We start from the raw sequence: 25,062 nt of genomic DNA on the forward strand, positions 1-25,062 counted from the left end.
TGATCAACAGCGACGACAAGCTGCAGCGGCTGACCAAGATCCGCCCAGGCGAAACCCTTCAGGTCACCGTGGATAACGACAACCGACTGACTCAGGTGCAGTACCACCCCTCCAAAGTGGAAACCCTCACTGCCCGCCTCAGGGGCGGCGGCTGGGAAACCCGTCTGAGCCAGCGCGAATACCAGAAACAGACCCGCTTTGCCGAGGCGGACATCACCGACTCCCTGTTTCTGGCCGGCGCCGCTGCCGGCATCAGTGACAAGCTCACCATGCAGCTGGCCAATCTGTTTGCCTGGGACGTGGATTTCGTCCTCGATATTCGCCGGGGCGACCGGTTCCGCATTATTTATGAAGAGCTGTACCTGGACGGCGAGAAAGTGGGCGAGGGCGACATCCTGATGGCCGAGTTCTGGAATCAGGACCGCCATCTGACCGCCTTCCGCTACGAAACCCGGTCCGGCGATGTGGAATACCTGGATATCAAGGGGGACTCCATGCGCAAGGAGTTCATCCGCACCCCGGTGGCCTTCTCCCGAATCAGTTCGCGCTTCAACCTGAGCCGCAAACACCCGGTACTTAATCGGATTCGCGCCCACAAAGGCATCGACTATGCCGCCCCGTCCGGCACTCCGATCAAGGCCGCCGGCGATGGCAAGGTGATCTTTGCCGGGGTAAAGGGAGGCTACGGCAACGTGATCATTCTCAAACACGGCCAGATCTATACCACCCTTTACGCGCACATGCGCAGTTTTGCCAAGGGCATCCGCGTCGGCAAACGGGTCAAACAGAGCCAGACCATTGGCTATGTGGGCGCCTCCGGCCTCGCCACCGGTCCGCACCTCCACTACGAATTCCGCATTAACGGCTCTCACCGCAATCCGCTCACCGTGCCCCTGCCCAAGGCGCGAGGCATCAACGACAATGAGCGTTCGGAATTCCTGATTGCCGCCAATCGCCTCAAGGCCCAGATGACCCTGTTCGCCGAGGCCTCAACCCTGGCAAGCAGCGATGTCCTCTGACACCCCTGGCGATTACCTGATTGGCCTGATGACCGGCACCAGCGTGGATGGCATCGACGCGGTGCTGACCCGGATCGGTGACGGACATTTCTCCCTGCAGGGAACCCTTAACCAGCCTCTGCCCGACGCCCTGCAAGACGCGGTACTGGCCCTCTGCCAGCCTGGCGACAACGAAATTGACCGGGCCGGCACCGTCAGCCGCCAACTCTCCCTGTGCTATGCAAAGGCCTGCCAGACCCTGCTGGAACAAACCGGCCTGAAGCCCGAGCAGATACGCGCCATTGGCTGCCACGGCCAGACCGTACGCCACCGGCCCGGCGAAAGTGGCTTCAGCCTGCAGCTGGGCTGCCCGGATACCCTGGCGGTGGAAACCGGCATCAGCGTGGTGAGCAACTTCCGCAATAAGGACATGGCGCTGGGCGGCCAGGGGGCACCCCTGGTCCCGCCTTTCCACCAGCAACTGTTTGCCCGCCCCGGCCAGCGCCGCGCCATTGCCAACATCGGTGGCATGGCCAACGTGACCCTTCTGGACGGCAACACCCTGCTGGGCGGCTTCGATAGCGGCCCGGGCAATGTACTGATGGATCACTGGATCCAGCAGCACCGCCAGCAACCGTTCGATCGCAACGGTGACTGGGCCGCTGGCGGCGAGCCAGACACGACGCTGCTGGCACAGCTGCTGGATGATCCCTACTTCCGTCTGCCTCCCCCCAAGAGCACCGGTCGCGAGCTTTTCCATGGGGACTGGCTGGCACAGCACCTTCCTGGCCACAGTGAACCACAACAGGTTCAGGCCACCCTGGCCGAGCTGACTGCCTGCAGCATCAGTGACGCACTGAGGGATTTCTCCCCGCAGCAACTGCTGGTGTGCGGCGGCGGCGCCCACAACCACCACCTGCTGGCACGGCTACAGCATCATCTGGGTATTCCTGTGACCAGCACCGAGAGCGAGGGCCTGCACCCGGATTGGGTAGAAGCCGCCGCCTTTGCCTGGCTGGCATGGGCACGCTTGGAGAGAAGGAACGGGAATGCGCCGGTGGTCACCGGGGCGTCCAGAGAAGCCATTCTGGGCCAGGTCACCTTGCCCTGAAAGGCGAAGAGCCGCCTCTCATAACCTCGCCATCCCCCTTAGGAGCGGCGCTCTCTGTGCCCCACGGGTATGAGCCGCGAGCCATCCGGCCTTTATCGCAAGCAAATTCGCGGCTCGAGCGCCGCTCCTACGGAGGATTAGAAAACTGTGCGGCCGTATGGCCAGAGTGGGAGAGGATCGTCGAGGGGAAGGACTAAACCAGCCAGAGCGCCAGCATGGCACAGCTGACGCCCAGGGTGGCGCCAGCGAGGATATCGCTGGGGTAATGCACGCCCAGCAGCACCCGTGACAGCCCTACCATCACCGCCAGACCCAGCGCCAACAGCATCACCGGCGGGTAGAACACGCAGAGCAGGGATGCCATCACAAAGGCGGCCGCAGTATGGCCGGAAGGGAAACTGAAGCGATCTGCCGGCTGGATAAACGCAGACAGGCTTTCCAGTGCATCCGCAGGACGCGGTCGTTTGATCAGGCGCTTCAACAACACGAACAGCGGCACCTCCAGGGCGTAGGCGGCCATGGCGGTAAGGGCAAATACACTGCCCCCCTGCCGATCCATCCACCAGATCAGCAGTGTCAGGGCCACATAGAAGGGCCCATCGCCGAGCCTCGACACCAGACGGGCCATACGAGCGCGACGGGCAGCCTGGGGCTGCTGAAGCAACCAGCACATGGCGCGGGTGTCCGCGGCGGTCATTCTTTGAAATGTGGGTTTAGTAGTCATCATGGGGACAGTGTCTCCCACGAAAACGACGGAAAGTTGATCAAACGGTGAAGGTTTTGTGACAGCAGGAAAAGCTGCACGCTTCATGCAACACACGCCTGTGGGAGCGGTCGTTCGACCGCGAAAGTGGCTGGCAGGGCGGTTATTTCAAAAACCGGGGAGAATCGCGGTCGAACGACCGCTCCCACAGAGGGACAGGAAAGCCTAGACGGAGAAAGAAGACCCGCAGCCGCAGGTAGTGGCCGCATTGGGGTTGCTGACCACAAAGCGCGAGCCCATCAGCCCCTTCTCGTAGTCCACCTGGGAACCATCAAGATACTGGATGCTCATGGCATCGACCAGCAGGGTAACGCCTTCCTTTTCAACGATGGTGTCGTCGTCGTTGACCGCCTCATCGAAAGTGAAGCCATAGGAAAAACCGGCACAGCCTCCCCCCGTGATATACACGCGCAGCTTGAGTTGCGGATTGCCTTCGTCGTCACGCAGTTCCTTGACCTTGGCGGCGGCGGCATCGGTGAATGAGATCGGGGCGGTTTCGGTCATACTCTCGCTAGCAACGGATGGCGGATTGGCCCGTGGCCGATAAGGCCAACGGGCTGATTATGTTCCAGTACCCGACTAAAACAGTCAAGAATTATTCAGCTACCGCAGACTTGGTCGCGGTCTTGCCGGCATTCTTGCCCGTGGCATCCGGTGCCGGCAGGTTGCGACGCTCATCATCCAGCCGCACCAGCTTGCCGTTTACCCGGGCCCCCATGACCATTTCGATCATCAGGTAATAGACATTCCCTTCCACAGCGGCTTTCTCTGCCAGCTCCAGATTCTCGGTAGCGTGCACATCCCCTTCCACACGACCGTTAATGATGACATTGGGCACCTGAATCTCACCTTTGACCACACCTGTCTCACCAATAATCAGACGGCCACCGTCCTTGCCCACACTGATATTGCCTTCCACGGTGCCTTGCACGTGCAGGCCACCAGTGAATTCGATATCACCCCGAACCGTGGCGCTGGGCGCGACCAGGGTGTGGTTACGATAGTCCTGGGACGAACCGGATGTACTACCTGTTGCGGATTTCTTGTCTCGGCCAAGCACGGGTCTCTCCTACTGCCATTTTACGGTTTTTTGTATCTGATAACGGTTTCTGCCACCGCTCTCAGCTTCTACGTCCACAGCGTCCAGCTCCACCCCTTCCGGTACCTGAAAGCGGCCACTCAGCTCCTGAAAGTAACGAAACCGGAAGCGCGTCTCACTGCCATCTTCCAGCCAGTCGGTTCCCTTTCGGGAAAAAGCCTCACCATCACGGCTGCCACGCAGGGTCAGACTGATGTCGCCAGACAGATAATTGCGGTTATCCCCTGCCTGCACCAGCACCAAGCGGTAGCGGTAAAAGCCGTTTTCATCATCCGGCTGCAGCACCATTTTTTCAATCTGCAGCCCTTCACTGGCACCCGGCGCCATGACGCTCTTGTAAAACACCACCGCCTCTTCCAGCTCGGCGGCCTGATCGCGCAGGGATTTTATCTCCTGGCGCAGGGTTTCCCGGGCCTCCCGGGTGACTTCGGTATCGGTGCGGTAAAGAGCCAGCTCATTACGAGCCGCTTCCAGCTCACGCTTGGCGGTCTTCAGATCGCTGCGCAGGCGCTGGTTGGCCGCAGAAGTATCCAGGGCGCCACTGCTACCGGTCCAGAAACCGCCGGCAAACAGCACTACGGCGAGGATCAACAGGGCTACGGTCCACAACCGGCGGCGTTTTTTCTGCCGGGACGGACTCACCGGCATCAGCATCACATCATCAATGCCTGCCCGACTTTTCGGTTTGCGTGCCATATCAGGGCATCAGCGGAACGACTGCCAGTCCCGCCCCTTCATCCAGCCCGAACATGATATTCATCGCTTGCACCGCCTGCCCGGAGGCTCCCTTGACCAGGTTGTCGATCACCGACAGTACCACAATCACGTTCTCGCCCCGGGGCTGGTGCAAGGCAATCCGGCAGGTGTTGGCGCCTTTCACGAAACGGGTCTCCGGGTGGCTACCCAAGGGCATCACATCCACAAAGGGCTCATTGGCATAACGGGCCTCATAGGCCGCCTGGATCTCTTCCAGCGACGGCGATTGGTCGGTGAGCAGCCCATAGAGAGTGGCATGAATACCGCGGATCATGGGAATCAGGTGCGGCACGAAGGTGGCCCTGACCGGCCCACCGGCGATATCCGTCAGGCCTTGTTCGATTTCCGGCAGGTGACGGTGACCACTGGCGCCATAGGCCTTGTAGCTCTCACCAGCTTCCGCCAGCAGCATGGGCACCTTGGCCCCCTTGCCGCCACCACTGGCACCACTGGCCGCATTGGCAATCAGTTGGTCCGGCTTGATCCAGCCGTTTTCCAGCAATGGCAGGTAGCCAAGCTGGATGGCGGTGGGATAACAACCGGCACAGGCCACCAGTCGCGCATCACGCAACTTTTCCCGGTTCACTTCCGGCAAGCCGTACACCGCGTCCGCCAGCAATTCAGGGCACGCATGCGGTTCACCGTACCAGTCGCTCCACAATTCATGGTCACGCAGCCGGAAATCCGCGGACAGATCCACCACCCGCACGCCGGCATCCATCAGCTCGGGCATCATGCGCATGGCCACATTGTGGGGGGTCGCGAAAAACACCACGTCACAGGCGGCCAGCCGCTTCACGTCCGGCTCGCTAAAGACCAGGTCGGTGCGTCCGCGCAGGGAGGGGAACAGATCCGCCACCGCGGTACCTGCCTCCCCCCGGGAGGTAATCACATCCAGAGCCACATGGGGGTGGTTGACCAGCAGGCGCAACAATTCCACCCCAGTGTATCCGGTACCACCAACTACGCCGACCTTGAGGGGCTCTGCCATATCATTCTCCACCCTGCTAACCAGGGAACTGCATTTAACAAATGACCCCGCATGATAGGGGCGCCACCCGAGACCGGCAACTTATCCGGGTAATTGCCGTTCGGGTTCCTTCCCCGCGGCCCGTTCCGCGCCCCCGTCCTCACCTTTTTCCCGGGGTTTTTCCAGCGCCATGCCGCGCCCATCCGACAGCCGCTCTGCCAGGGAATCATAAAGCGGGCGGGCCCAGACGATCTTGGCCACCGCCGTTGCCAGAAACGCCCCGGCCATCAGCGGCAACAGGATGTCATGGCGGTTACCGGTCAGCTCCATGACGATCACAAAAGAGGTAATGGGACGCTGGATCACGCCAGCCAGAAAGGCGGCCATGGCTACCAGGGTAATCCCCACCAGGGAAGACTCCGGGAAGAACCCGCCAATGACATTGCCGAACCCGGCCCCCGCAGCCAGGCTCGGCGAGAACAGTCCGCCGGGAATGCCGGTGAAGTAGGACACCAGAGTGGCGGACATTTTGGCCAGGGCAAAACTCCAGTTCCCCGGGTGCTCCCCGTCCAGCAGGGTACTGGCCTGCTCGTAGCCACTGCCATAGGTGGCACCACCGGTGAGCAGCCCCAGCAACACCAACACCAGCGCGCACATCAGCACCACTCGATAGGGGTGCGCCCTGGCATGGGGAGAAAGAAACTGACTGCCCTTGATCAGCAACCGGCTGAACAGGCCGCCGAACAGACCACATACCAGTCCGGTGACGCCAATCGCCGCCCAGTCCCGGGTAATATCCAGGGCGCCCTGCGGATGCCCGAAAAAGCTGTAGTGCCCCATGATCATCAGCACCACCACACCGGACAGGATAATGGCCAGAATCAGGGTACCGCTGGTGCGCTGCTCGAAGGAGCCGGACAGCTCCTCAATGGCGAATACAATGCCGGCCAGCGGCGCATTGAACGCCGCCGACACCCCGGCGGCCCCACCGGCCACGATCAGGGAATTATCCACATATTTCTGATTCAGGCGTCCCAGCCGACCCACCGAATACATCATTGCGGCGCCCATATGCACACTGGGGCCCTCGCGACCGATACTGGCGCCGCACAGCAACCCCAGGCAGGTCAGAATGAACTTGCCGAAGATCACACGCAGAGAAAGAAAGGTGGGGCGCAGCCAATGGTAGCGCTGCTTGAGCACCACCAGCACCTGGGGAATACCACTGCCCTGGGATTCGGTGCCCAGCTGACGCATCAACCAGACAATCAACAGCATGCCCAGCGGCGTAATCAGCACCGGCAACAGCGGCGATTGCTCGTGTATCTGGATAAAAGTGTGTGACGCCAGTTCTGCCACCCAGGCGAACGCCACCACCAGCAACCCCACCAGCACGGCACCGATCCAGAACACCGCGCGCAGCTTCCAGTCTTCCCAGGACCCCAACTGACGACGACTCACGCGGCGAGTGCGAAACAGGTAGTAACGCATCAGACGACGATGGCGTGGCCGCTTATTCACGGGACTCCTTGGCAATCAATGCAGGTTGACGAAACAATGGCAGGAAGTCGGTATAGTCTACGCTCTGACTTCCGATCCCTCCACTCACTACACTGCGGAGATTTGCCACATCATGATGCAGTTCGCCCTGGACCACCTGCTCTGGATCAAAGCGTTCCACCTGATCGCCGTGATCTGCTGGTTTGCCGCCATCTTTTACCTGCCGCGACTGTTCGTCTATCACGCCATGGCGGAAGACACCGTCAGCCGGGAACGCTTCAAGGTGATGGAACGCAAACTGTACCGGGGCATCATGAACCCCAGCATGATCGTCACCGTGCTGCTAGGCCTGTGGATGCTGGTGGCCAACTGGGACGCCTACAAAGGCTTCGGCTGGATGCACGCCAAACTGACCCTGGTGTTCCTGCTGATCGGCTATCACCACGTCTGCCTGGCCTACCTGAAAAAATTCGCCGCCGACGCCAATACCAAAAGCGACAAGTTTTACCGAATCTTCAATGAGATCCCCGTGTTTCTCCTGGTGGCCATTGTTATATTGGCGGTAGTGCGACCATTCTGAAAAACGCTTAACGCCTGACACCGGACGAGAAGATCGCCCGCACGTCAGGCGTCCAGCGTCAGGCATGCTTTTATGAAACCCAATATTCTCGTCATCGCTGGCCATGACCCTTCCGGGGGAGCCGGTATCCATGCAGACATTGAAGCCATTCGGGCCCTGGGCGGCTTTGCTTCCACCCTGATCACCGGGCTCACCGTGCAGAACAGCCAGAACGTTCGCGGTTTTCGCCTTACCGACGTGGAGCTGCTGCGCCAGCAGGCCACCGCCCTGCTGGAAGACTACGACTTCCAGGCAGTGAAAATCGGCATGACCGGTTCCGTGGCCATTATCGATTTTATCGCCGAGCTGTTGCCGCAACTGCCCGGCGTGCCCGTGGTGCTCGACCCGGTGCTGGCCGCCGAAGCCGGCGGCAGCCTGGCCAGCGAATCCCTGGCCGACGCCATGCTGGAAAAGCTGGCCCCCCACTGCGACGTGATGACCCCGAACCTGCCCGAAGCCCAGGCACTCACCGGCAGGCAATACGTGGCTGACTGCGGCGACGAACTGGTTAAACGCACCGGCAGCGCCGCCCTGATCACCGGCACCCACGACGACACCGACCAGGTCACCAACCATCTGTTCAGCGCCGACGGTGAACAACAGTGGAACTGGGAGCGTCTGCCACACAGCTATCATGGCTCCGGCTGCACCCTGGCGTCGTCCATTGCCTGCCTGCGCGGCCACGGGGAATCCCTGGCCAACGCAGTGGCAGACGGCCAGGCCCATGTGGACCGTTTCCTGCGCAACGCCTTCCGCCCGGGCCAGGGCCAGCACGTCCCCGACCGGCGATGAAGCACCCCGCCATCCACGGTCTGTACGCCATCACCGACCCGGCCCTGATCCCCGATCGGCAATTACTGCCAGCCGCAGAGGCGGCTCTGCGCGGTGGCGCCCGCCTGCTGCAATACCGGGACAAGACCGCCACCCCGGAGCAACGGCGCCAGCGCGCCGCCCAGCTGCAAGCCCTGTGCCGACAGCATGGCGCCCTCTTTCTGGTCAACGATGACCCAGCCCTGGCCGCCGACATTGATGCCGACGGCGTCCACATCGGTCAGAGCGACGGCGGCATCGCCCGCGCCCGGCGCTTGCTGGGTCCGGGCAAGATCATTGGCGTTACCTGTCATAGCGATCTGGCCCTGGCAGAACAGGCCGCCGCGGCAGGCGCTGACTACGTGGCCTTCGGGCGCTTCTTCCCCTCTCGCACCAAACCGCAGGCACCACCCGCTGATCCGGCCATCCTCGACCGGGCCCGTCAGCGGCTGACGATTCCGCTGGTCGCCATCGGCGGCATTGACCCTAGCAACGGCGACCAGCTACTGAAGCTAGGCGCAGACGCCCTGGCCGTAATCCACGCCCTTTTCTCCGACCCAGCACCCGATCAGGTAGAGCAGGCAGCGCAGCAGCTAAGTGCCCTGTTTTAGCGCTGTCTGAACCCCAAACAACCCTGCACGCCCGTTCAGATAGCGAAGAATGGGATACGCCGCACAACATACCGGACCGCAGGTAAGCAAAATCCCCCACAACGTCTACACCGAAATAACCACACCGAAAATACGAAAAACCCAGTAAGGGGGAGAACCACCCATGGCAATGCGCTTCCGTCGGCCACTGGCATCCTGGCTCGGCCTGCTGTTGGCTACCCTGCTTTTCCCGGGCAGCCATGCAGCCGCTGCAGACCCTCAAACCAGCACCGAACTGTTTATTGATGGCAGCCTTTACCGGGCGGTACTGGAACCCAGCAGCGCCCGGATCGGCATGTCCGACGCGGACCGCAAACTCCTTCAGGGCAATCACTACAGCGGCTCTCTGGAACAGGTTCCGGGAAGCTGGGTGCGCCTGTCCCAGCTCGAAGATGACTGGTCCGGGGTGGTGTCACTGAATGGCGAAATGCACATTATCGACAGCGCCGCGTTCAGCCAGCACAACAACCTCCCCGTTGCCCGTTCCCTGCAAAGCCTGCAGGCACCCGGGACTTGCGGCGTAGGCAATGGCACCCACAGTTCCCTGGAACTGCCGACCCGGGAAGGGGCCAGCGCTCGTTCAGGCGAGTACCACATTGCCGCGGCCACCCTGGAAGAGATGTGCACCGAGCAGGTGGACGGTGTCTGCCTGCTGCCGGAGAAGTACCTGATCGTCGACCACCTGTTTCAACAGAAGCACCCGGATACCTATCAGGACAAGGTGGTGGAACTGCTCAACATCATCGACGGTTTCTACCGCAACGATCTGAACATGGTGTTCGACAACCTGCATGTGGAATTTCCCAGTGAGGAGCTGCTACTGGAGTCCACCAGTTCCAATGAACTGCTTGTGGATTTGCGCGACAAGTACCACACCTTCCCGTTTGCCGACACCTCCAGTTCCAGCCCATTGATCGAACTGCTCTCAGGCCGTGAATTCGATGGCTCCACGGTGGGCCTTGCCTATGTCGGCACCCTCTGTAATACCAATGGCTACGCCACCGGCGTCACCCAGGAGTACGTCAACATTCCCCTGACGGCCATCGTCATGGCCCATGAGATCGGCCATAACTTCGGCGCCAACCACGACAATGTGGAAGCCGACCAGGTCGACAACCCGGAGCGTTACTGCGGCAACGGCTATATCATGTCCAGCTATGCCGACCCCAGCGCCACCGGCTTTTCCAGTTGCTCGGTAACCCAGATGACAGCCAAGGTCGACAGCCTGGGCAACCACGATGCCTGCTTCAACTACCCGGTGGATGCAGGATTCAGCGCCGACAGCGCCAACCCGGAGAGCTTCGACAACAGCACCGGCACCACCCTGGCCCTGGCCTTTACCGTGGACTACCAGCAAGCCTCGCGAGCACCGGACCAAATCCAGCTGCAGGGGACTCTCAGCAATGCCCGGATCGACCAACTGACCCTGCCTGATGGTGACTGCAGCATTGCCCCGGATCAGCGCAGCTATAGCTGCTCTCTGACACCGCCCTTCGCCCCTGCCAGCCTGACACTACGCATCATCAGCAGTACCCCGGCTGACGCTCTCCTGACACAGACAGCCACGATCAGTGGCAGCGAAGTGAAAGACATCCTTTCCGGTAACAACCAACTGAGCACCCCTCTGGCCTATAACATTGTGTCCAGCCAGCCGAACGACCTGCAGGCCCAGGTCCAGCAGGAGCCACCACAGGTGACTCTGACCTGGACCGACCGGGCGTTTACCGAAACCGGCTACCGGGTCGAGCGCTCCAGTAACAACAATAGCTGGGCGCCGCTGATCAGCCTTCCGGCTGACAGCGAAACCCACATCGACACCGGCATCGACACTGATCTCAACTATCAATACCGCGTCATTGCCGAAGGCAGCGACATCACCGGCGACAGCTCAAACATCGTCAGCATCATGGTCGAAGGCACACCGGCAGCCCCGGTCAACCTGGCCACAGCCTTGGCGCAAGGCGGCATCCAGTTGACCTGGGGCGACCAGGCGGACAATGAACAACGCTACGAAATCCAGCGCCGCCGGGACGACAATGGCAGCTGGACAGCCTGGACCCGTCTTGTCGAAGACCTGGCCACGAACAGTGAGCAATATCTGGACAGCACCGCTGTGCTCGGCGAGCGCTACCAGTACCGCGTCATTGCCCATAACGCCACGCTGGCTTCCGCTCCATCCAATTTGGCCGAGATTCAGTTTGGTTCACGGCCCGAAGCGCCCTCCAACCTGACCAGCCGCCTGCTGGAAGACGCCGTCCGCCTGACCTGGCAGGACAATGCGGACAACGAAACCGGCTTGCGGATTCTGCGCCAGCAATTCAACGGGCAGACCTGGAGCGAGTGGCAAAGTATCGCCGAGCTGGGCAGCAACCAGACCCGCCACGATGACAGCTCAGTCCTCGCAGGCACGCTATACCGCTATCAGGTGCAGGCCTTCAATGCCGTGGGCCCCTCACCGCTCAGTAACAGCGCGGAGCGGCTCTTCGAGCGCGCACCGGCTGCCCCTGACAACCTGCAGGCACAGCGCCAAAACACCGCCGTGGTATTGCAATGGCAGGATAATGCCGACAATGAATTCGGCTTCCGCATCGAACGCCAGCGCCGGGACGGCGATACTTGGCTGGCTTGGCAGGCCATCGCTGAGCTGAATGCCGACAGCACCCGCTACAACGATACCCGAGTCACCATCGGCAACCGTTATCGCTACCGGGTAGCCAGCCTCAACAGTGCAGGCAGCTCCACGCCCTCGGCGGCGGCGACCATCGCCCTGAACAACGACATCACTCCAACCGGCGATGACAACACCCTCAACGACGGCACTGTGCCACAAGATTTCGGCGATGACGGCGGTAGCGCAGGCTTCCTGACCGGCCTGCTGGCACTGCTGGTGTTGCTGCGTCGTAGAGGCAATACCCCATGCTGAACTCGCACCCGCTGATAACACTGCTGCTTGCCACCCTGCTGTCCGCCTGTCAGGCGGGCAGCAACGCCAGCGAAAACGATCCCCTGGCCGAGGCCCGGCAGCGCTGGGCCGACCAGGGCCTGGAGCACTACCGCTACCAGGCCCGCCAGCAATGCTACTGCGGCGCAGGAGCGCTGCAGCCTGCCAGCATCCTTGTCAGCGACCAACAGGCCCGGCTTGAAGACCCGGCTAACCAGGAGCTGCGCCCCCTGGCCCGCACCGTGGAAGCCTGGTTTGCCCTGATTGAGGAAAAACAACGCAAAGGGTGGCACCAGGTAGAGGTGGACTACCACCCAGAGCAGGGTTATCCCCGCCATATCCGCCTGGATTTCGATCCACGCATGGCGGATGACGAGCAGCAATACTGGATCAAGGATCTGGCGCCGACAGCGGCCACCCCCTAACCCCCGGACGCCCTACTGGCCAAGCCGTCACTCACCCCTCATAATGCCGCCACTTTCCGTGGCGGGCCCTGGTGATCTATGCGGAAAGTTCTGTAACAGTTCGCTGCGCCAAAACACCCAGCTCTGTGTTGAGAAAACTTGAATTAGACCCACTAGTCCTGCGCTTTCTCGCCTTGATCTGGATGTTTTGGCTTTGCTCCGTTGTCACATAACTTTCCGCATGGATCACAGGCTCGCCCGTGTCACGGGGTCTTCATGCCCCGACGACACCATCAACCGTAATTTCCCGTGTGTGCTCAGGCGCACACCCGCCGCCCGCGCGGCCTGCGATGCCAGGCATCGCCAACAGCCAGACAAAGAGGACTCCCCATGAGCCGCAAGCACTCCGAACAGCTTTTCCGTCAGGCCCAGAAACACATTCCCGGGGGGGTGAATTCCCCCGTGCGAGCCTTCAAAAGCGTAGGCGGCACCCCGGTGTTTTTCCACTCCGCCAGCGGCGCCTATCTGCACGATGAAGATGACAACCGCTACATCGACTATGTGGGATCCTGGGGCCCGATGATCCTCGGCCACAACCATCCCCAGGTAATTGCCGCCGTGCAGGCAGCCGTGCAGAACGGCCTCAGCTTCGGCGCCCCCACCGCCACCGAAGTGGCCATGGCGGACAAGGTCTGCGAACTGGTGCCCTCCATGGACATGGTGCGCATGGTCAACTCCGGCACCGAAGCCACCATGAGTGCCATCCGCCTGGCCCGGGGCTATACCGGCCGCGACAAGATCATCAAATTCGAAGGGTGCTACCACGGCCATGTGGACAGCCTGCTGGTGAAGGCCGGCTCCGGCGCCATGGGCATCCCCGGCTCACCGGGCGTCCCCGCCGCCGTGACCGGCGATACCCTGGTGCTGGATTACAACGACGCTGCCAGCGTGGAAGCTGCCTTCAAGGAGTACGGCGACCAGATTGCCGCCGTCATCGTCGAGCCGGTGGCCGGCAACATGAACTGCGTGCCGCCCACCAAGGCGTTCCTGCAGGCCCTGCGCCAATACTGTGATGACCACGGCAGCGTGCTGATCTTCGACGAAGTCATGACCGGCTTCCGGGTGGCACTGGGCGGCGCCCAGGCGCTCTACGATGTGACCCCGGACATGACCACCCTGGGCAAGATCATCGGTGGCGGTATGCCGGTGGGCGCCTTTGGCGGCAAGAAATCCATCATGGAACACCTGGCACCGCTGGGCCCGGTCTATCAGGCAGGCACCCTGTCCGGTAACCCGGTGGCCATGGCGGCAGGGCTGACCACCCTCAACCTGCTCAGCGAACCCGGCTTCCATGAGGCGCTGACAGAAAAAACCACCCGCCTGCTGGATGGCATGACGGCAGCCGCCCACGCCGAAGGCGTCGCCTTCACCACCGCGCAAGCGGGCGCCATGTTCGGCTTGTTCTTCACCGACCAGAGCCGCATCAGCAGCTTTGCCGACGTGATGGCCTGCGACAGCGAGCGCTTCAACCGCTTCTTCCACGCCATGCTGGACCAGGGCGTGTACCTGGCCCCCAGTGCTTTTGAAGCCGGTTTCGTGTCAGCAGCGCACAGCGATGAGGATATCGAGGCCACCATTGCGGCAGCGCGCAAGGCGTTTGCGAAGGTGTAAAGGCCTGACAAGAATCTCACCTGTAGGAGCACCTCTTGAGGTGCGAACCGTGCCGCGCAAGCAGAGGTTTGTGAGCGACGCTTGCGTGAAAGCAGTATCGTTTTCCCTCGCCAAGGCTCGGGTTCGCGCCTCAAGAGGCGCTCCTACAGCGCCCTCATAAGCAAGGTCAGTCGCGAACCAGCGCCACCATCTTTCCACCAGTCAGCCCCAGCAGATCCTGCGGCGCCATGGCGATTTCCAGCCCGCGCCGACCGGCGCTCATGTAGATGGGATTGTGTGATTGGGCACTAAAATCCAGATACAGCGGCAACTGTTTTTTCTGCCCCAGCGGACTGATACCACCGAGTACATAGCCTGTCAGGCGCTGCGCCTTGTCCCCCGGACACATGGCCGCTTTCTTGCCGCCGTGGGCGCGGGCCAGACATTTCAGATCCAGTTGATGAGCCACCGGCACCATGGCCACCACCGGCTGTTCATCCACCAGTGCCAGCAGCGTCTTGAAGACGGTTTGCGGGGGCAGCTGCAAGGCGTCCGCCGCTTCCAGCCCGTAGCTTTGCGCCTTGGGATCATGGTCATAACTGTGCAATTGAAAGGAAACGCCGGCCTTTTTCGCAGCCTGCACCGCCGGTGTCATACCGGCCTGGCCTTGGGATTGCGCAACGCCGTCGCTTTGCTGCGGGCCTGACGGGCGCCGGATTTGTCACCCTGGCGATCACGGGCAGTGGCCACCAGATCCCACAAGCCAGCCCGGTAATCGTCATGCTCAGGAGCCAGTCGTAACGCCTTCAATGCGAAGCCTTCTGCGCCGCGGGGATCGCCCTCGGAAAGCCGCAACCCCGCCAGCTCCTTGTACAGCCAGGAGGAATCCGGGGCGATATTCAGGGCTCGCTCCAGATAACGCTCTGCAGCCGATGTCTGCCCCTGCTGACGGGCCTGTTCCGCCCGACTCAACAGGCCCAGTGCCGGCGAGCCTTCCAGTTCCTGACTGGCGGTCATCGGCTCTGCGGGTTCCTCCACCGGAGCACGGACCGCACAGCCCGCCAGCACCATACTGATCAGCATCAGCTGAACAAGCCTTTGCACACTCAACATCCTGACTATCCTTGAACAGCGCCACGGCAAGACCCGGCTGGGAATGCAGACGATCTGCAGCTGTAACCGGGACCGGCCTTATCGAACGCTGTGTTCTCAGTGGTAAAAGTTTGCTGCAACGCTAGTCAAACAGCCCCTTGAACCAGCCCTTGATGCCTTTCCCGGCTTCTTTTACCGAGCCACAGCCGTCGCTGTCCTGGGGAATCGAGGCTTCCAGCATCGGGTAGCGACGGGCATCGCCGCACCCCTCAGCACTAACGCGCTTGCCATCCGGGTTCATCCATACCCAGTCCACGCCGGCAGGCGGCGTCTGCGACAGGCTGCGCTGGGGGAGTTTACCCATCAGCTGCGCCCATACCGGCAAGGCACCGCTGGAGCCGGTAATACCCGCATTGCGGTTATCATCCCGGCCCACCCAGACTACCGCCAGATGGTTGGCAGAGAAACCGGCAAACCAGGCGTCACGGAAATCATTACTGGTGCCGGTCTTGCCTGCCACCTTGAGGTCCTGCGGCAATGACGCCCGGGCGGCACGGCCGGTCCCTTTCTCGACTACCTGCTGCATGGCCCACTGGGTCAGGAAGGCCGGGCCGGCATCCACCACCTCGTCGGTATTGACCGGGTAACGGGCCAGCGGCTTGGCTTCCTTGTCGAGCACATCGGTAATGGAGCGCAGGCGAGTGCTGAACCCACCCGTTGAAAGAGGCTGATACATCATCGCCACCTCGAACGGGGTCAATTCCAGGCTTCCCAGCAGAATACTCGGGTAAAGGGGAATATTGCGGGTCACCCCCAGGGTATTCATGGTGCCAGCCACCTTGTCCAGGCCCACATCCAGCCCCAGGCGAGCGGTGCCCTGATTGCGCGAATAGGTCAGCACATCCACCACCGGCATGGCGCCACGGGACTGATTGTCGAAGTTCTGCGGCGACCAGGTCGTGCCATTGGGCAGCGTGACTTCCACGGGCCCGTCTTCCACCAGGGTAGCCAGGGACCATTGCTTGGGCTGGCTCACCGCCGACAGCACCACCGCCGGCTTGGCCAGGGAGCCGATCGGGCGCTGGGCATCCAGGGCCCGGTTGAAACCGGCCTCCCGGGAGCTGCGATTGCTGACCAGCGCCAGCACATCGCCCTGGGCGGGCGCCACCACTACCACCGCACCATTAAGTTTTTTGCTTTCGTCAGGATCGCGGCGGTCGAGATGATCGCTCAGCGCCCCTTCGGCAGCGAGCTGGGCCAGCACATCCAGGGTGGAGTGAATACGTAGCCCCTCATCACTGAGCACCTCCGGCGGGTAATCCCGAGCCAGCTGCCGCCTTACCAGATCAATGAAGGCGGGGAATGCATAAAGCGCGGAGGCACCACGCGGCACCACTTCCAGGGAGCGGTTACTGTATTTGTCGTAATCCGCTTTCGACAGCGCCCCCTCATTCAGTGCCACCTTCAATACCGTGTTGCGACGCTCCAGGGAGCGCTCCGGGTGGCGGCGCGGGTCATACCAGCTGGGCCCCTTGAGCAGCGCCACCAGAGTGGCCAGATGATGGGGTTCCAGTTCTTCCAGAGGTCGACCGAACAGGAACTGGGCGCCCAGCCCCATGCCATGAATGGCCCGGGCTCCGTCCTGCCCCAGGTACACTTCGTTGAGGTATGCCTCGAGAATCTGCTCCTTGCTGTAATGCAGCTCCAGCAGCATGGCCATGGGCATTTCCAGGAGCTTGCGTGACAGGGTGCGCTCTGAGGTAAGCCAGAAATTTTTCACCAGTTGCTGTGTCAGGGTGCTGCCACCCTGAACCAGCCGCCCGGCTTTGACATTCGCCAGCATGGCCCGGGCCAGACCGCGCAGGGAAATGCCATGGTGGTCGTAGAAGGCCTGGTCCTCGGTGGCAATCAGCATCTCCACCAGTAGCGGCGGTACCTTGTCCAACGGCACCAGCACCCGGTCTTCCGCATGCTGGGGATGAATACTGCCGATCTGCAACGGCTCCAGGCGTGCCAGCCGATCACCGCCGGCCTCCAGGGACCGAACCTGACCACCAGACAGACTTAACCGGATCCGCTCCGCCTTTTCGCCGCCATCACTGTCGTTGAAACCACGGGTATGCAGCAGCAAGCTGTTGCCCTGCACCGCATAGCTGCCAGGGGTAGCCGCCCGGGAGTCGCGCCGATAGCGCATCAGATCCAGCAACTTGAGCATGTCCTCGCGGGACAGTACGCGGCCTTCATAAAGCTCTACCGGGCGCGCATACACCCGTGCCGGCAACTGCCAGACATGGGCATCAAAACGCTCGCGTACCAGCGCATCCAGGTAGGCCAGTCCCGCAGCCCCCAGCACCAGGCACACCAACGCGGCCTTGCCCACAAAGGACCAGCTGAACCAGCGACGTGGTTGTCCGCTGCTGCGTTTTTTTCGATTCGGTTGCCGCCGCGATCGCGCGGGGGACTTTTTCGCTTTTTTCGCCATGGCAGGGAGTATAGAGAAAAGTGTGAGTGTTTTATGAGTCTCTCTTGCCTTATCCGTTCCCTTCACAGTGATTTGAGTAAATTTTGCAACCTGACCCGGGGCGCCCATAATAGCCGCCCTTGCTTATCCGAACCGAAAGACGGAGCCTCCATGACGAAAAAATACGACGTTTATGCCCTCGGCAACGCCCTGGTGGATACAGAAATCGAGGTCAGCGACGCCTTCCTTGAGCGCATGGAGGTAGGCAAGGGCCTGATGACCCTGGTGGACGAAGCCCGTCAGGCGGAGCTGATCGCTGCTCTGGCCGACGAAGCCGAGCCTCATAAACAAACCAGCGGCGGTTCTGCCTGCAACACCGTGGTCGCCACCCGCTACTTCGGTGGCAACAGCTACTACGCCTGCAAGGTAGCGGACGACGCCACCGGCGACATCTTTGTCAACGATCTGACCGCCGCCGGCGTCGATACCAACATGAACGGCAGCCGCGACAGCGGCATTTCCGGCAAATGTCTGGTCATGCTGACGCCGGATGCGGAACGCACCATGAATACCTATCTGGGTATTTCCAGTCAGGTTTCCGAGGCGGAGCTGGACGAAGCCGCCATCGCCGCCAGCCACTATGTGTACCTGGAGGGTTATCTGGTCAGCGGTGACAGCTCCCGGGCGGCGGCCATCAAACTGCGCCAGCTGGCCGAGAAGCATGGCGTGAAAACCTCACTGACTTTCTCTGACCCGGCCATGGTGCAGTTCTTCAAGGACGGCCTGTCCGACATGCTGGGCGACGGCGTGGACCTGCTGTTCTGCAACGATGCCGAAGCCACCAGCTATACCGATACCGACAGCCCGGAAGCGGCGCTGGAAAAGCTCAAGACCGTATGCCGTTCCGCCGTCATCACCCTGGGCGCCAAAGGCGCGCTGGTGTGGGATGGCGAACAGACGCATCACATCGATCCGGTGCCGGTGAAGGCCATCGACAGTAACGGTGCCGGCGACATGTTTGCCGGTGCCTTCCTGTACGCCATCACCCACGGCCACGATTTTGCCGCTGCCGGCAAGCTGGCCTCTGCCGCCGCCGCCCGGCTGGTGACCGAATTCGGCCCACGCCTTTCTGCGGACGTGCATCAGGAAATGCGTCAGACCGTCCTTGGCGACTAATCGCCACTTAGCGAAGGGCAGACATGGCCTCAAGCCATCTCTGCCTGACCCAACAACGGCGGGGATGTGCTGCACCCCGCCCGATGAACAGCACACAGGTACGCCATGGAACACATCTGCAACGTGAACGACATCGAACACGAGAGCGCGCGGGAATTTCAGAAAGACGGCCAGCCCGTCATCGTGGTCAAATTTGATGGACAGATTCACGCTTACATCAACTGGTGCCCGCACCTGGGCATCGAACTGAACTTCATGCCTGACCAGTTCATGGATGGCGACAACCAGTTTCTCATGTGCGCCAACCACGGCGCCCTGTTCGACATTGATACAGGTGATTGCCTGTCCGGCCCCTGCAGCGGCGACAAGCTGATCCCGGTTCCCCTGGAAGTTCGCGGCGATGAAGTCTGGCTAGGCGAGGTAACACAACCGGCATGAGCCACCCCTTTGATGACCTTACCCCGGATTACATGCTGGATGCGGTAGACGCCGCCGGCTTCCTCAGCGACGGACGCCTGCTGCAACTGAACAGCTTCGAAAACCGGGTATACCAGGTGGGCCAGGAAGAGGGCCCGCCGGTAATCGTCAAGTTCTACCGCCCGCAGCGCTGGAGCGACGAACAGATTCTCGAAGAGCACGCCTTCAGCCTGTTCCTGGTGGAGCGGGACCTGCCCGTGGTTGCCCCCATCGAAAAGAATGGCACCACCCTGTTCCACTGCGACGGCTTTGCCTTTGCGGTGTTCCGCAGAGCGGGCGGCCACGCGCCAGAGCTGGACAACGACAACCATCTGGAACAACTCGGCCGCACCCTGGCACGCTGGCATGCCTGCGGCAGCGACCGCCCCTATCAGCTCCGCCACACCATGGACCCGGTCGCCGATATTCGTGCCGCCAGCACCTTTCTGATCAATGACGTGGTAGATCTGAATTACCGCAGCCAGTATCGGGATGTCTCGGGCCAACTGCTGGAAGCCATCGAACAACGCCTGCGCGATGTGGATTTCCCGCTGCTCAATGTGCATGGCGACTGCCATACCGGCAACATCCTGTGGCGCGATGACAAACCGCATTTTGTGGATCTGGACGACAGCCTGCGCGCGCCAGCCATGCAGGATCTCTGGATGCTGCTGTCCGGCGAACAGGACGAACAACAACATCAGCTACGCGTCCTCGCCAGCGGTTATGACACCTTTCTGCCCTTCCCCTGGCAGCAGGTTTCCCTGATCGAGCCATTACGCACACGCCGCATCATCTGCTACGACGCCTGGCTGGCCAAACGCTGGGATGACCCTGCCTTTCCGCCCGCCTTTCCCTGGTTTGAATCGATGAACTACTGGCGGATACAGGTGGAGTTATTGCAGCAGCAACTGCGCAGCTTGCAGGCCCCGCTGTAGAGGAACAGCGACTTTCTGTAGGCGCGTCGCTCGCGGCGCGATAGGGCTGGCACCGTGTTTTCTACAACGCCGCTGTAGGAACGTAGCGCAGCGGAGTAACGCACGTAGTTCCGTGCGGCCCGAAGGGTGAGCGAAGCGAATAATTCCTCTCGAGGGACGAACCCGAGCCCAGGCGAGGGAAAAGGCGAGGCAGGGGCTACCCGATCACGACAGCAACGGCGTTAATGGCTTGGGAGCCTCTGAGGCGTTTCCCACGCTAACGCGTGGTTCGTCCCTCGAGAGGAACTCCTACATCCGAATCGGCAAGGGTTTTTCCAGTTCGAAACCATCGGCGGATATCGCCACCTTCCATGCCAGCACTTCTACCCCCTTCTGCACGGCTTCACGCAGCAGTTCCCCGTAACGGGCATCAATCTCATCCGCTGGCCGGGCAGCGGTCGCGCCACTGTGCTGCACACAGAAAAACAGTACCGCCCGCTTTCCGGATGCCACCACGTCCATCAGCGTCAGCAGATGTTTCTGGCCGCGCACGGTGACGGAATCCGGAAAGGCAATCATGCCATCATCGGTGTCATCGGGCCCCGGCCCCAGGGTGACGTTTTTCACCTCGATAAAGGTGTGGGGGTCGCTGCGCTCCCCCAATGCCAGATCAAAGCGGCTGTCACCGTATTTCACTTCCCGTTCCACGCCGGTGCCAGGGCTCAGTGCGTCAACATGGCCGGCGCGGACCGCCTCTTCCACCAGCGCATTGGGTCGGCTGGTATTGACCCCGGCCCAGTGGCCATGGCCCACCTGCAGCGCCTCCAGGGTGTGTCGATATTTGCGCTTGGGATTACCACTGTCGGAAATCAGCGCCTGCTGGGGCTCACCGAGTACGCAGTTTTTCATGGAGCCTGTGTTGGCGCAGTGCACGGTCATTTCAGTGCCATCGGCGCGCACTACATCAGCCATAAACCGCTTGTAGCGTCGCAGTAGCGTGACCGTTTCCAGGTGAGGAGAAAACTTCACAGGGACTCCAGGTAGTGGCCCAACCGGTGCAGGGCATCAACAAGACGGGACTCGGCACAGGTATAGGCCAGGCGAACATAGCGATGGTGATCATGGCCATCACCGAAATCCAGACCCGGCGTCATGGCCACCTTTTCCTTTTCCAGCAGGTCTGCACAGAAAGCAAAGCTGTCGTTGGTCCAGTCGCTCACATCCACATAGACATAGAAAGCGCCGTCAGCCTTGGACACCACCGGCAACTTCAGATGGGCAAGCCCATTGAGCAGACACTGGCGGCGGCGGGCAAACAGCTGATGGCGCTGCTCCAGGATCGTCAGGGAAGGCTCCTGCAGAGCGGCAAGCGCTCCGTATTGCGCCGGGGTGGAGGGCGCCAGAAACAGATTCTGTGCCAGCCGCTCAATGGCCGGCACCAACGGCTCCGGCGCCACCAGCCAGCCCAGCCGCCAACCGGTCATGCAGAAATATTTACTGAAGCTGTTGATCACCAGCACCTGATCGGTTCGCGACAACACCGATTGCGCCGGCCCGCGATAACAGAGGCCCTGATAGATTTCGTCCACCAGCAGCAGACCACCTTGCTGCACCGCCCCCTCAGCCATGGCCTGCAGCGTATCCAGTGACAGCATATTGCCGGTGGGATTATCCGGGCTGGCCACCATGGCCAAACGGGTATCCGGTTGCCAGGCCGCCAGCAACTCACTGGCCGTCAGGGTGAAGTCATCCTCTGCCTTTAATACCAGCGGCTGGGGTTTCCCTCCCACCAGATTCACGAACTGGCGATTGCAGGGGTAGCCCGGATCGCTCAGCAATACGCCGTCACCGGGATTGATCAGGGCCGCCAGTGCCAATTGCAACGCCCCCGAAGCGCCTGGCGTCACCACGATCTGCGCCGGTGAGACGGTAGCGGAAAACCGCTCCCGGTAGTCATCCGCAATAGCCTGGCGCAAAGCAGGGAGACCTGCCGCCGGCGTGTAGCCAGTCCCGCGATCACGGGTGGCGGCAGCTATGGCTTCCAACACCGGTGCCGGCGTTTCAAAATCCGGCTCCCCCACTTCCAGATGAATCACATCGTGCCCCTGAGCAGCCAGTTGCTGGGCTCGCTCCAGCAGCGCCATAACATGGAAGGGCGGGATCTGCTCGGCAAAGTGCGACAGCGTTATCACAAGATTCCTCTTTCCTATAAGGGTGGCATGGCTATAATCGGCCAGATTTTCACCAACTGGTGACAAGACTTACCCGGACGGGGTAAGGTCAAAAGATTACATTACGCCCGTGCCTGGTTATATCAAGCGGGCCCCAGGGATAGTGGGACAGGATAGAGAGTCGAGAAGATGCTAAGGGAGTTACTCAAAATGGCCACCGGCAAAAAGAAAGCCCCGAAAAAGGCGGCTAAAAAACAAACTACCGGGTCTGCTTCCAGCAGCAAGAAAGCCACTACATCGACCGCTGCCCGCAAGGCGCCAGCCAAGAAGGCTGCCGTGAAGAAGGCTCCGGCCAAGAAAGCAGCGGCGAAAAAGGTGACAGCAAAGCCTGCGGCCAAAAAGGCCCCAGCCAAAACCGCAGCCAAAAAAGCTGCCGTAAAGAAACCCGCCACCAAGCCTGCCGCTAAAAAGGCGCCGGCCAAGAAGGCCTCTGTGAAAAAAACCACTCCCAAAAAAGCGGTCGCCAAAAAAACGGCACCGGCGAAGAAAGCCGTCACCGCAAAGCCTGCAGCGAAACCCGCTGCAAAGAAAGCCGTCGCGAAGAAAGCACCGGTCAAAAAAACCGCAGTGAAAGCGCCAGCCAGTAAGCCCGTCGCCAAAAAAGCGGCCAGCAAACCTGCGGCGAAGCCGGCCACCAGCAAGCCTCAATCCACTGCTGCCAACGCCAAGTCAGCGAAGGCCAGCAAGCCCGCTGCCAAAAGAACGGCAGCCAAAAAAGCAGCACCCGCTGCACCTAGAACAAAATTGCCTACCTCCGGGAAGGCATCGGCAGCGGCCCGGGCCGCTGCCAGAGACGCATCGAATACCGGTAACGCACGGAGCGCGACTGCCGGCAAAGGGACTTCGCCGAGCCGATCCATCTCTTCTGCTCAGGTAAAAGCAAACGTGAAAAAGAAAACCGCCTCATCCGCCTCGCAGGCTCAAATGCACGGCTTCAAGCCCTACATGCCAGCCAAAAACGAGGAGTACATGAACGAGAAGCAACGCGAACACTTCCGCCAGATTCTGCTGGCCTGGCGCCAGGAGTTGATGGAAGAAGCCGATCGCACCATGCACCATCTGCAGGACGAGCAGGCCAACCTGCCCGACCCGGCAGACCGCGCCACCCAGGAAGAAGAATTTGCCCTGGAACTGCGTACCCGCGATCGCGAGCGCAAGCTGCTGAAGAAGATCGAGAAGACTCTGGATCTGGTCGACAAGGACGATTACGGCTTCTGCGAAGCCTGTGGCATCGAAATCGGCATCCGCCGCCTGGAAGCCCGTCCCACCGCCGACCTGTGCATCGACTGCAAGGAACTGGCGGAGATCAAGGAAAAGCAGCTGGCAGGGTAAGACCAGTGAATAGTTAACAGTGAACAGTTAATAGCTCGCGGTAGCGGGCTTTTGTTCTTGAAATGCTGGAAGCCGCGAACAAGTTTGGACGCGGCTTCCTCGTTTTTAAACTACTGTTAACCGTATTTCGCGCAACTATTAACTGTTAACTATTCACTATTAACTGCCTTTATGACCTATCGCGGACGTTTCGCCCCCACCCCCTCCGGGCCCCTGCATTTCGGGTCGCTGGTGGCTGCGCTGGCCAGTTGGCTGGAAGCGCGCCATGCGGGTGGGGAATGGCTGGTGCGGGTGGATGATCTGGATCCGCCCCGGGAAATGCCTGGGGCCGCCGATGCCATCCTGCGTCAGCTGGAAAGCTTCGGGCTGTTTTGGGATGGCCCGGTGCGTTACCAGAGCCAGCGGCACAGCGGCTATCAGCAGGCAGTGGAGACCCTACTCGACAGCGGCCATGCCTTCCACTGTCGCCTGACCCGCAAACAACTGGCCACTCTGAATCACAACCATCCCGGCATCAGCGCCGCTGTGCCACCGGCCACCGATACCGCCATCCGCCTCCAGGTTCCCGATCGAGAGCTGATCTACCAGGATGGTATTCAGGGAGCCATCATCAACAATCTGCAACACGATGGTGGCGCCTTCGTCATTCGTCGTCGCGACGGCCTGTTCGGTTATCAACTGGCCTGCGCCCTGGACGATGCGGATGAGGGCATTACCCATGTGTTGCGGGGCGCCGACCTGCTCGATTCCACCCTGCGCCAGCGCTGGCTACTGGAATGCCTGGGCAGGCCGGCACCTGAGTATGCGCATTTACCGGTAGTCACCGATGGCCGGAACCTGAAGTTGTCCAAGTCCGCGGGTAGTGAAGCCCTGGACCCCGCTCGGGCCAGCCGGTTACTTACCGCCGCCCTTCACTGCCTGGGCCTTCAGCCACCCTCAGACTTGCAAGGCGCAAGCCCGGCAGCACTTCTGGCATGGGGCACAGCACACTACCCCGATCACCAGTGGCCAGCCGGCCGCCAGCAACCATTGCCAGAGGAGTTGCAAGCTACAAGCTGAAGGTTCTAACTCGAACCGGGGAAAACCCACAGCAAATGCTGTGCCCGCCTTTAACGGTATAAGCGCG

At 61.2% G+C, this 25,062-nt stretch carries 26 protein-coding genes (1 of these 26 only partly in view); 13 read left to right on the forward strand and 13 right to left on the reverse strand.

Going from position 1 to position 25,062, the window contains the following annotated elements; translation table 11 throughout:
* A protein-coding gene (locus ACMG4N_RS00035; RefSeq protein ID WP_297766852.1) for an OapA family protein crosses the window boundary here: on the forward strand, positions 1-1,019 show its 3' portion. It extends 301 nt beyond the left edge of the window; the window shows 1,019 of its 1,320 coding nt (coding positions 302-1,320); its start codon lies off the left edge, out of view; its stop codon occupies positions 1,017-1,019.
* Positions 1,009-2,109: an anhydro-N-acetylmuramic acid kinase gene (locus ACMG4N_RS00040; protein WP_414432464.1), complete on the forward strand. Its 1,101-nt coding sequence runs from the start codon at positions 1,009-1,011 to the stop codon at positions 2,107-2,109. Before ACMG4N_RS00035 ends, ACMG4N_RS00040 begins: the two co-directional genes overlap by 11 nt.
* A 193-nt stretch (positions 2,110-2,302) precedes the next feature.
* Here ACMG4N_RS00040 and ACMG4N_RS00045 read toward each other — a convergent pair whose 3' ends face one another.
* The 6 genes from ACMG4N_RS00045 to ACMG4N_RS00070 all read right to left on the reverse strand — a co-directional run bounded on the left by ACMG4N_RS00045 (position 2,303) and on the right by ACMG4N_RS00070 (position 7,218).
* Positions 2,303-2,836 (reverse strand): phosphatase PAP2 family protein, encoded by a 534-nt coding sequence (locus ACMG4N_RS00045; RefSeq protein ID WP_414432466.1) that lies wholly within the window; start codon positions 2,834-2,836, stop codon positions 2,303-2,305.
* A 201-nt stretch (positions 2,837-3,037) separates the two neighbouring features.
* Complete coding sequence (gene erpA / locus ACMG4N_RS00050; protein ID WP_035248468.1) at positions 3,038-3,376, reverse strand: iron-sulfur cluster insertion protein ErpA; 339 nt, start codon at positions 3,374-3,376, stop codon at positions 3,038-3,040.
* A 91-nt stretch (positions 3,377-3,467) separates the two neighbouring features.
* The gene (locus tag ACMG4N_RS00055; RefSeq protein WP_297766860.1) at positions 3,468-3,932 is read right to left on the reverse strand and encodes a bactofilin family protein; all 465 of its coding nucleotides are present in this window, start codon (positions 3,930-3,932) and stop codon (positions 3,468-3,470) included.
* A gap of 9 nt (positions 3,933-3,941) precedes the next feature.
* Entirely contained in the window at positions 3,942-4,667 is a 726-nt protein-coding gene (locus ACMG4N_RS00060; protein WP_297766862.1) for a DUF6776 family protein, read from the reverse strand.
* Between the two features lies 1 nt (position 4,668).
* Positions 4,669-5,718, reverse strand: a complete 1,050-nt coding sequence (gene argC / locus ACMG4N_RS00065) for an N-acetyl-gamma-glutamyl-phosphate reductase (RefSeq protein WP_414432467.1) — start codon at positions 5,716-5,718, stop codon at positions 4,669-4,671.
* Positions 5,719-5,799: 81 nt separating this feature from the next.
* Positions 5,800-7,218 carry a chloride channel protein gene (locus ACMG4N_RS00070; RefSeq protein ID WP_297766866.1) on the reverse strand — a complete coding sequence of 473 codons (1,419 nt, stop codon included), beginning with the start codon at positions 7,216-7,218 and terminating at the stop codon, positions 5,800-5,802.
* A 115-nt stretch (positions 7,219-7,333) separates the two neighbouring features.
* Between ACMG4N_RS00070 and hemJ the strand changes: the two genes are divergently transcribed.
* From hemJ to hemL, 6 genes are all read left to right on the forward strand, one after another.
* The gene (gene hemJ, locus ACMG4N_RS00075; protein ID WP_414433290.1) at positions 7,334-7,777 is read left to right on the forward strand and encodes a protoporphyrinogen oxidase HemJ; all 444 of its coding nucleotides are present in this window, start codon (positions 7,334-7,336) and stop codon (positions 7,775-7,777) included.
* A gap of 72 nt (positions 7,778-7,849) precedes the next feature.
* The gene (gene thiD, locus ACMG4N_RS00080) at positions 7,850-8,608 is read left to right on the forward strand and encodes a bifunctional hydroxymethylpyrimidine kinase/phosphomethylpyrimidine kinase (RefSeq protein WP_414432468.1); all 759 of its coding nucleotides are present in this window, start codon (positions 7,850-7,852) and stop codon (positions 8,606-8,608) included.
* The gene (gene thiE, locus ACMG4N_RS00085; protein WP_414432469.1) at positions 8,605-9,237 is read left to right on the forward strand and encodes a thiamine phosphate synthase; all 633 of its coding nucleotides are present in this window, start codon (positions 8,605-8,607) and stop codon (positions 9,235-9,237) included. Before thiD ends, thiE begins: the two co-directional genes overlap by 4 nt.
* A gap of 163 nt (positions 9,238-9,400) precedes the next feature.
* Positions 9,401-12,199 (forward strand): fibronectin type III domain-containing protein, encoded by a 2,799-nt coding sequence (locus ACMG4N_RS00090; RefSeq protein ID WP_414432470.1) that lies wholly within the window; start codon positions 9,401-9,403, stop codon positions 12,197-12,199.
* Entirely contained in the window at positions 12,193-12,642 is a 450-nt protein-coding gene (locus tag ACMG4N_RS00095; protein ID WP_297766873.1) for a DUF6174 domain-containing protein, read from the forward strand. The genes ACMG4N_RS00090 and ACMG4N_RS00095 overlap by 7 nt, the downstream gene beginning before the upstream one ends.
* A gap of 369 nt (positions 12,643-13,011) precedes the next feature.
* The gene (hemL, locus tag ACMG4N_RS00100; protein WP_297766875.1) at positions 13,012-14,292 is read left to right on the forward strand and encodes a glutamate-1-semialdehyde 2,1-aminomutase; all 1,281 of its coding nucleotides are present in this window, start codon (positions 13,012-13,014) and stop codon (positions 14,290-14,292) included.
* Positions 14,293-14,458: 166 nt separating this feature from the next.
* Here hemL and ybaK read toward each other — a convergent pair whose 3' ends face one another.
* The 3 genes from ybaK to mrcB form a co-directional block, all read right to left on the reverse strand.
* Complete coding sequence (ybaK, locus tag ACMG4N_RS00105) at positions 14,459-14,926, reverse strand: Cys-tRNA(Pro) deacylase (RefSeq protein ID WP_297766877.1); 468 nt, start codon at positions 14,924-14,926, stop codon at positions 14,459-14,461.
* A complete protein-coding gene (locus ACMG4N_RS00110; protein ID WP_297766879.1) occupies positions 14,923-15,384 on the reverse strand; it encodes a tetratricopeptide repeat protein in 462 nt (153 codons plus the stop codon). Before ACMG4N_RS00110 ends, ybaK begins: the two co-directional genes overlap by 4 nt.
* A gap of 121 nt (positions 15,385-15,505) precedes the next feature.
* On the reverse strand, positions 15,506-17,743 hold the full coding sequence (gene mrcB, locus ACMG4N_RS00115) for a penicillin-binding protein 1B (RefSeq protein WP_232222087.1): 2,238 nt from the start codon (positions 17,741-17,743) through the stop codon (positions 15,506-15,508).
* 252 nt (positions 17,744-17,995) lie between these two features.
* On the opposite strand from mrcB, the gene ACMG4N_RS00120 reads away from it, so the two are divergent.
* The 3 genes from ACMG4N_RS00120 to ACMG4N_RS00130 all read left to right on the forward strand — a co-directional run bounded on the left by ACMG4N_RS00120 (position 17,996) and on the right by ACMG4N_RS00130 (position 20,394).
* A complete protein-coding gene (locus ACMG4N_RS00120) occupies positions 17,996-19,000 on the forward strand; it encodes an adenosine kinase (RefSeq protein ID WP_297766882.1) in 1,005 nt (334 codons plus the stop codon).
* Positions 19,001-19,105: 105 nt separating this feature from the next.
* The gene (locus ACMG4N_RS00125) at positions 19,106-19,438 is read left to right on the forward strand and encodes a Rieske (2Fe-2S) protein (RefSeq protein ID WP_297766883.1); all 333 of its coding nucleotides are present in this window, start codon (positions 19,106-19,108) and stop codon (positions 19,436-19,438) included.
* Complete coding sequence (locus ACMG4N_RS00130; protein ID WP_297766885.1) at positions 19,435-20,394, forward strand: serine/threonine protein kinase; 960 nt, start codon at positions 19,435-19,437, stop codon at positions 20,392-20,394. The genes ACMG4N_RS00125 and ACMG4N_RS00130 overlap by 4 nt, the downstream gene beginning before the upstream one ends.
* 288 nt (positions 20,395-20,682) lie before the next feature.
* On the opposite strand, the gene sfsA is transcribed toward ACMG4N_RS00130, so the two are convergent.
* The 4 genes from sfsA to ACMG4N_RS00150 all read right to left on the reverse strand — a co-directional run bounded on the left by sfsA (position 20,683) and on the right by ACMG4N_RS00150 (position 23,464).
* Positions 20,683-21,402: a DNA/RNA nuclease SfsA gene (gene sfsA, locus ACMG4N_RS00135; protein WP_297766887.1), complete on the reverse strand. Its 720-nt coding sequence runs from the start codon at positions 21,400-21,402 to the stop codon at positions 20,683-20,685.
* Complete coding sequence (locus tag ACMG4N_RS00140) at positions 21,399-22,565, reverse strand: aminotransferase class I/II-fold pyridoxal phosphate-dependent enzyme (protein ID WP_297766889.1); 1,167 nt, start codon at positions 22,563-22,565, stop codon at positions 21,399-21,401. Before ACMG4N_RS00140 ends, sfsA begins: the two co-directional genes overlap by 4 nt.
* A gap of 122 nt (positions 22,566-22,687) precedes the next feature.
* Entirely contained in the window at positions 22,688-23,245 is a 558-nt protein-coding gene (locus ACMG4N_RS00145) for a hypothetical protein (RefSeq protein WP_297766891.1), read from the reverse strand.
* Between the two features lie 3 nt (positions 23,246-23,248).
* A complete protein-coding gene (locus tag ACMG4N_RS00150; protein WP_297766893.1) occupies positions 23,249-23,464 on the reverse strand; it encodes a hypothetical protein in 216 nt (71 codons plus the stop codon).
* A gap of 64 nt (positions 23,465-23,528) precedes the next feature.
* Between ACMG4N_RS00150 and dksA the strand changes: the two genes are divergently transcribed.
* On the forward strand, positions 23,529-23,936 hold the full coding sequence (gene dksA, locus ACMG4N_RS00155; RefSeq protein ID WP_052042879.1) for an RNA polymerase-binding protein DksA: 408 nt from the start codon (positions 23,529-23,531) through the stop codon (positions 23,934-23,936).
* Between the two features lie 171 nt (positions 23,937-24,107).
* Positions 24,108-24,995 (forward strand): tRNA glutamyl-Q(34) synthetase GluQRS, encoded by an 888-nt coding sequence (gluQRS, locus tag ACMG4N_RS00160; RefSeq protein ID WP_297766895.1) that lies wholly within the window; start codon positions 24,108-24,110, stop codon positions 24,993-24,995.
* The last annotated feature ends 67 nt before the right edge of the window (positions 24,996-25,062 follow it).

The organism is Alcanivorax sp. IL2, assembly GCF_047495475.1.
Classification (GTDB): Bacteria; Pseudomonadota; Gammaproteobacteria; order Pseudomonadales; family Alcanivoracaceae; genus Alcanivorax.